Source organism: uncultured Algibacter sp., from assembly GCF_905480415.1.
Taxonomy (GTDB): Bacteria; Bacteroidota; Bacteroidia; order Flavobacteriales; family Flavobacteriaceae; genus Algibacter_B.
Genome location: NZ_CAJQQI010000141.1, coordinates 1 through 4961, shown reverse-complemented (window position 1 = coordinate 4961; position 4961 = coordinate 1). Strand labels below are relative to the sequence as shown.

Below are 4961 nucleotides of genomic sequence, written 5' to 3'. Positions count from 1 at the left end.
AAATATAAATAGCGAGCGTTTAATAACGATGCTGAATGTAGTTGATGATGAACTTGTTGTTGAGGAAAAAGGCATATATAGTGTTGAGAAATTTATTATAGCTAGACGCTTAATGTACTGGCAAGTGTATTTGCATAAAACAGGTTTAGTTGCAGAACAGTTGCTCATTAGAGTATTGAAACGCGCAAAAGAATTGCATGATTTAGGACATAAATTACAAGCAAGTGATGCTCTTATGTATTTTTTGAAAAATAAAATATCTATTATCAATTTCAAAAATGACACGCTTGAAGTCTTTTCACAATTGGATGATTATGATATTATATCGGCAATGAAACAATGGCAGCATCATGACGATTTTGTACTAAGTAATTTAAGTGAGATGATAATTAATAGAAACTTACTTAAAATCAAACTAAAAAATAAAAAAATTAAAGAACGTAGTTTGAAGAAGCATATTGAAACTATAATGACTAAGTATCAGATTTCAGAAGATGAGGCAAGATATTTTGTATTCACAGGAAATATTTCGAATCAAGCGTACCAACTAAGTGCTAAACGCATAAACATATTACATAAGTCTGGAAAAATTCAAGATATTGTAAAAGCATCAGACCAATTGAATCTTAAGGCGTTATCAACACCAGTTACAAAATATTATATATGTTACCCTAAGGTTTAACTTTAACTAACATGGCACATTAGATGGTTATTATGAAGTTTAAGACTACAATAAAATATGGCTTTTAAAGTTTTAGCTTACGCTTATTACGGTTCAATTTTTAAAAGCAGCGAAGCATTATATTTTGAAGTAATTTTAAGATGTAATAGATTTTCTAATGCGTAATGCGGGTTTAGTACATTTTTCCTATTTTTGCGTCAATCAAACAAAAAACAAAATCTAACTTTCAAAGTGTGAAATTTACAGCACAGCAAATAGCAGGAATATTAGAAGGCGATGTCGTTGGAAATCCTGATATTGAAGTATCAAAACTTGCTAAAATTGAAGAAGGCTTTGAAGGTGCTCTAACTTTTTTAGCAAATCCTAAGTATACACCTCATATTTATACTACAGAAGCTTCTATTACTATTGTAAATAAAACTTTTGAACCTGAGAATGGCTTAAAAACTACGCTAATAAAAGTTGATGATGCTTATTTAGCGTTTTCAAAAATTCTAGAATATTACGATTCAGTTAAAGGTAATAAGGTTGGAGTAGAACAACCTTCATTTATTTCTGATTCTTCAAAATATGGTGAGGACGTATATATTGGAGCATTTAGCTATATAGGAGAGCATGTTGTTATAGGTAAAAATGTTAAAATATTTCCAAACGCTTATGTAGGAGATAATACTACAATAGATGATAATACCATAGTTTTTTCTGGTGCTAAGATTTATTCTGAAACTATAATAGGTAAAAATTGTGTTATTAATGCAGGAGCTATTATAGGAGCTGATGGTTTTGGTTTTGCTCCTAATGAAGATGGGAGCTACAGTAAAATACCTCAAATTGGTAATGTCATTATTGAAGACTTTGTTGATGTAGGTGCTGCCACAACTATTGATCGAGCTACTCTAGGATCTACCATTATTAGAGCCGGTGTAAAACTCGATAACCAAATACAAATAGCACATAACGTAGAAATTGGAAATAATACGGTGATAGCCGCACAAACTGGTGTTGCCGGCTCAACTAAAATTGGAAAAAATTGCCAGATAGGTGGTCAAGTTGGTATTGCTGGACATATAACAATTGGGAATAATGTTAGAATACAAGCACAATCAGGCATTGGTAGAAATGTGAAAGACAACGAAATCTTACAAGGGTCTCCAGCTATAAAATTAAGCGACTACAATAAGGCGTATGTTCATTTTAAAAACTTGCCGACTATTGTTAAAAATATTAATGACTTAGAGAAGTAATACATGGGAATAGTTAAAACGGATATCAAACAAAAAACTATAAAAGAGGAAATTTCTTTAACAGGAGTAGGTTTACATACAGGTAAAGACGTAACCTTAACTTTTAAGCCTTCGGCTAGTAATTCTGGATTTTCTTTTAAAAGAGTAGATTTAGAAGGAGAGCCTGTAATAGAAGCTGATGCAAATTATGTTACAAACACACAGCGAGGTACTTGTTTAGAAAAAAATGGAGTAACTATTCAAACATCTGAGCATGTACTTGCAGCATTGGTTGGATTAGGTATTGATAATGCTGTAATAGAACTTAATGCCGCTGAACCTCCTATAATGGATGGGTCTTCTAAGTTTTTTGTTGAAGCTATTGAAAAAGCAGGAGTTGTAGAACTTGATGCTTTTAGGGAAGAGTTTGTTATTACGGATATTGTATCTTATGTGGATGAAGAAACTGGAAGTGAAATTCTTGTAATGCCTTCTAAAGAGTACCAAATTACTACTATGGTAGATTTTGGAACTAAAGTTTTAGGAACACAAAATGCGACGCTAAATAAAATTTCAGATTTTAAAAAGAATATTTCAGATTCACGTACATTTAGTTTTTTACATGAAATTGAAATGTTATTAGAACATGGTTTAATAAAAGGTGGAGATTTAAATAATGCTATTGTTTATGTTGATAAGGCATTGTCTTCTCAAACCATGGAAAAGCTTAAAGTAGCTTTCAAAAAAGATTCTATTGCAGTTAAGCCAAATGGTATTTTAGACAATTTAACGTTGCATCATCCTAATGAAGCCGCAAGACATAAACTATTAGATGTTTTAGGCGATTTAGCACTTGTTGGAACTAGAATTAGAGGAAAGGTTATTGCAAATAAACCTGGCCATTTTGTGAATACACAATTTGCAAAAAAATTATCAAAAATAATAAAGAACGATCGTCGTAATAATGTCCCTAACATAGATTTAAACCAACCTCCTTTAATGGATGTTATGCAAATCATGGCTATGTTACCGCACAGGCAGCCGTTCTTGTTAATAGACAAAGTTTATGAGCTTACCGAAAATCATGTCATAGCTACAAAAAATGTGACTATGAATGAAGAGTTTTTTAAAGGTCATTTCCCAGGAGCTCCAGTAATGCCAGGAGTTTTAATTGTTGAAGCTATGGCGCAAACGGGCGGGGTTTTAGTTTTAAATACCGTTCCAGATCCAGAAAACTATTTAACATTTTTCATGAAAATGGATAAGGTTAAATTTAAGCAAAAAGTAATGCCTGGTGATACTTTAATATTTAAGTGTTCTTTAATTACTCCAATTCGTCGGGGTATATGTCATATGCAGGGTTATGCTTATACTAATGGAAAATTATGTGCCGAAGCTGAATTAATGGCTCAAATCTCAAAAGTAAAATAAATATGAACCAACCACTAGCTTATGTACATCCTGGTGCAAAAATCGCGAAAAATGTTGTTATTGAACCGTTTACAACCATTCATAACAATGTAAAAATTGGTGAAGGCACATGGATTGGCAGCAACGTTACTATCATGGAAGGTGCTCGAATTGGTAAGAATTGTAATATTTTTCCAGGTTCAGTTATTTCCGCTGTTCCACAGGATTTAAAATATAATGATGAAGATACAACTGTAGAAATAGGTGATAATGTCACGATAAGAGAATGTGTTACGATCAATAGAGGTACAACTGATAGAATGAAAACTATTATTGGCGATAATTGTCTAATTATGGCTTATTGCCACATTGCACACGATTGTATAGTAGGTAAAAATTGTATTTTTTCTAATAACAGCACGTTAGCCGGTCACATTACTGTTGGCGATTATGTTGTTTTAGCAGGTATGACTGCGGTTCATCAATTTGTTTCAATAGGAAATCATGCTTTTGTAACTGGAGGTTCTTTAGTTCGAAAGGATGTACCACCATTTGTAAAAGCAGCTCGTGAACCTTTAAGTTACGTTGGAATTAATTCAGTAGGACTTAGACGTAGAGGGTTTTCAACAGAAAAAATTAGAGAAATTCAAGATATATACAGAATACTGTATCAAAAAAATTATAATAATACACAAGCTGCAGAAATTATTGAAGCTGAAATGCAGGCTACTCCAGAGCGTGATGAAATTCTTCAGTTTATTAAAAATTCTCATCGAGGTATTATGAAAGGATATTTCAAATCAAATTAATTATATGGCAACGACAAGCGACATTAGAAATGGATTATGCATACGGTACAACAATGATATTTACAAAGTAATAGAATTTTTACACGTCAAACCAGGTAAAGGACCTGCATTTGTGAGAACAAAAATGAAAAGTGTAACTAGTGGAAAAGTACTAGATAATACGTTTTCTGCAGGACATAAATTGGAGGATGTACGTGTAGAAACGCATAAATTTCAATATTTATATAATGATGGAGAGTTTTATCATTTTATGAATGAAGCTGATTATTCTCAAATCCGTTTGCTAGAAGCGGCTTTAGATAATCCTAAATTAATGAAAGAAGGTGAAGTCGTAACGGTTTTAATAAACACTGAAGATAATTCACCATTATCTGTTGATTTGCCAGCTAGTGTTATTTTAGAGGTAACGCATACTGAACCTGGCGTAAAAGGAAATACAGCCACAAATGCCACGAAACCTGCAACTATGGAAACAGGTGCAGAGGTTAATGTACCGTTATTTATAAATGAAGGTGATAAAATTAAAATCGAAACAGCAAAAGGAACTTATAAAGAACGTGTTAAATAGTCATTTTTGAAGTTCCCTAAACCACATACTTTAAAGCAAATAGCAGACTTAGTAGATTGTAAGTTTGTTGGTGCTTCTGATTTTCAGGTTTTAGGCATGAACGAAATTCATGTTGTAGAACCAGGAGATATTGTTTTTGTTGATCATCCGAAATACTATGGAAAAGCTTTAGATTCCGCTGCTACCATTGTTCTTATAAATAAAGAAGTAGAATGTCCAGTGGGTAAAGCGTTACTTATTAGTGAAGATCCTTTTAGAGATTTCAATAA

At 32.4% G+C, this 4961-nt stretch carries 5 protein-coding genes and 1 pseudogene; all 6 read left to right on the top strand.

Features of this window, described 5'->3' with window-relative positions:
• A pseudogene (locus QZ260_RS09635) lies at positions 1–682 on the top strand (phosphohydrolase); the annotation flags it as partial.
• A gap of 233 nt (positions 683–915) precedes the next feature.
• Entirely contained in the window at positions 916–1926 is a 1011-nt protein-coding gene (lpxD, locus tag QZ260_RS09630) for a UDP-3-O-(3-hydroxymyristoyl)glucosamine N-acyltransferase (RefSeq protein ID WP_295985536.1), read from the top strand.
• A gap of 3 nt (positions 1927–1929) precedes the next feature.
• Entirely contained in the window at positions 1930–3336 is a 1407-nt protein-coding gene (locus tag QZ260_RS09625; protein WP_295985533.1) for a bifunctional UDP-3-O-[3-hydroxymyristoyl] N-acetylglucosamine deacetylase/3-hydroxyacyl-ACP dehydratase, read from the top strand.
• Between the two features lie 2 nt (positions 3337–3338).
• A complete protein-coding gene (gene lpxA / locus QZ260_RS09620; protein ID WP_295985531.1) occupies positions 3339–4124 on the top strand; it encodes an acyl-ACP--UDP-N-acetylglucosamine O-acyltransferase in 786 nt (261 codons plus the stop codon).
• Between the two features lie 4 nt (positions 4125–4128).
• On the top strand, positions 4129–4692 hold the full coding sequence (gene efp / locus QZ260_RS09615) for an elongation factor P (RefSeq protein WP_295985528.1): 564 nt from the start codon (positions 4129–4131) through the stop codon (positions 4690–4692).
• Between the two features lie 6 nt (positions 4693–4698).
• Positions 4699–4961, top strand: a 263-nt coding sequence (locus tag QZ260_RS09610) for an LpxD N-terminal domain-containing protein (protein ID WP_295985526.1), incomplete at its 3' end; no start/stop codon positions are given.

Coding starts and splice junctions, on each gene's coding strand:
- lpxA (WP_295985531.1), top strand. CDS start 3,339: ATGAACCAACCACTAGCTTATGTACATCCTGGTGCAAAAATCGCGAAA.
- QZ260_RS09625 (WP_295985533.1), top strand. CDS start 1,930: ATGGGAATAGTTAAAACGGATATCAAACAAAAAACTATAAAAGAGGAA.
- efp (WP_295985528.1), top strand. CDS start 4,129: ATGGCAACGACAAGCGACATTAGAAATGGATTATGCATACGGTACAAC.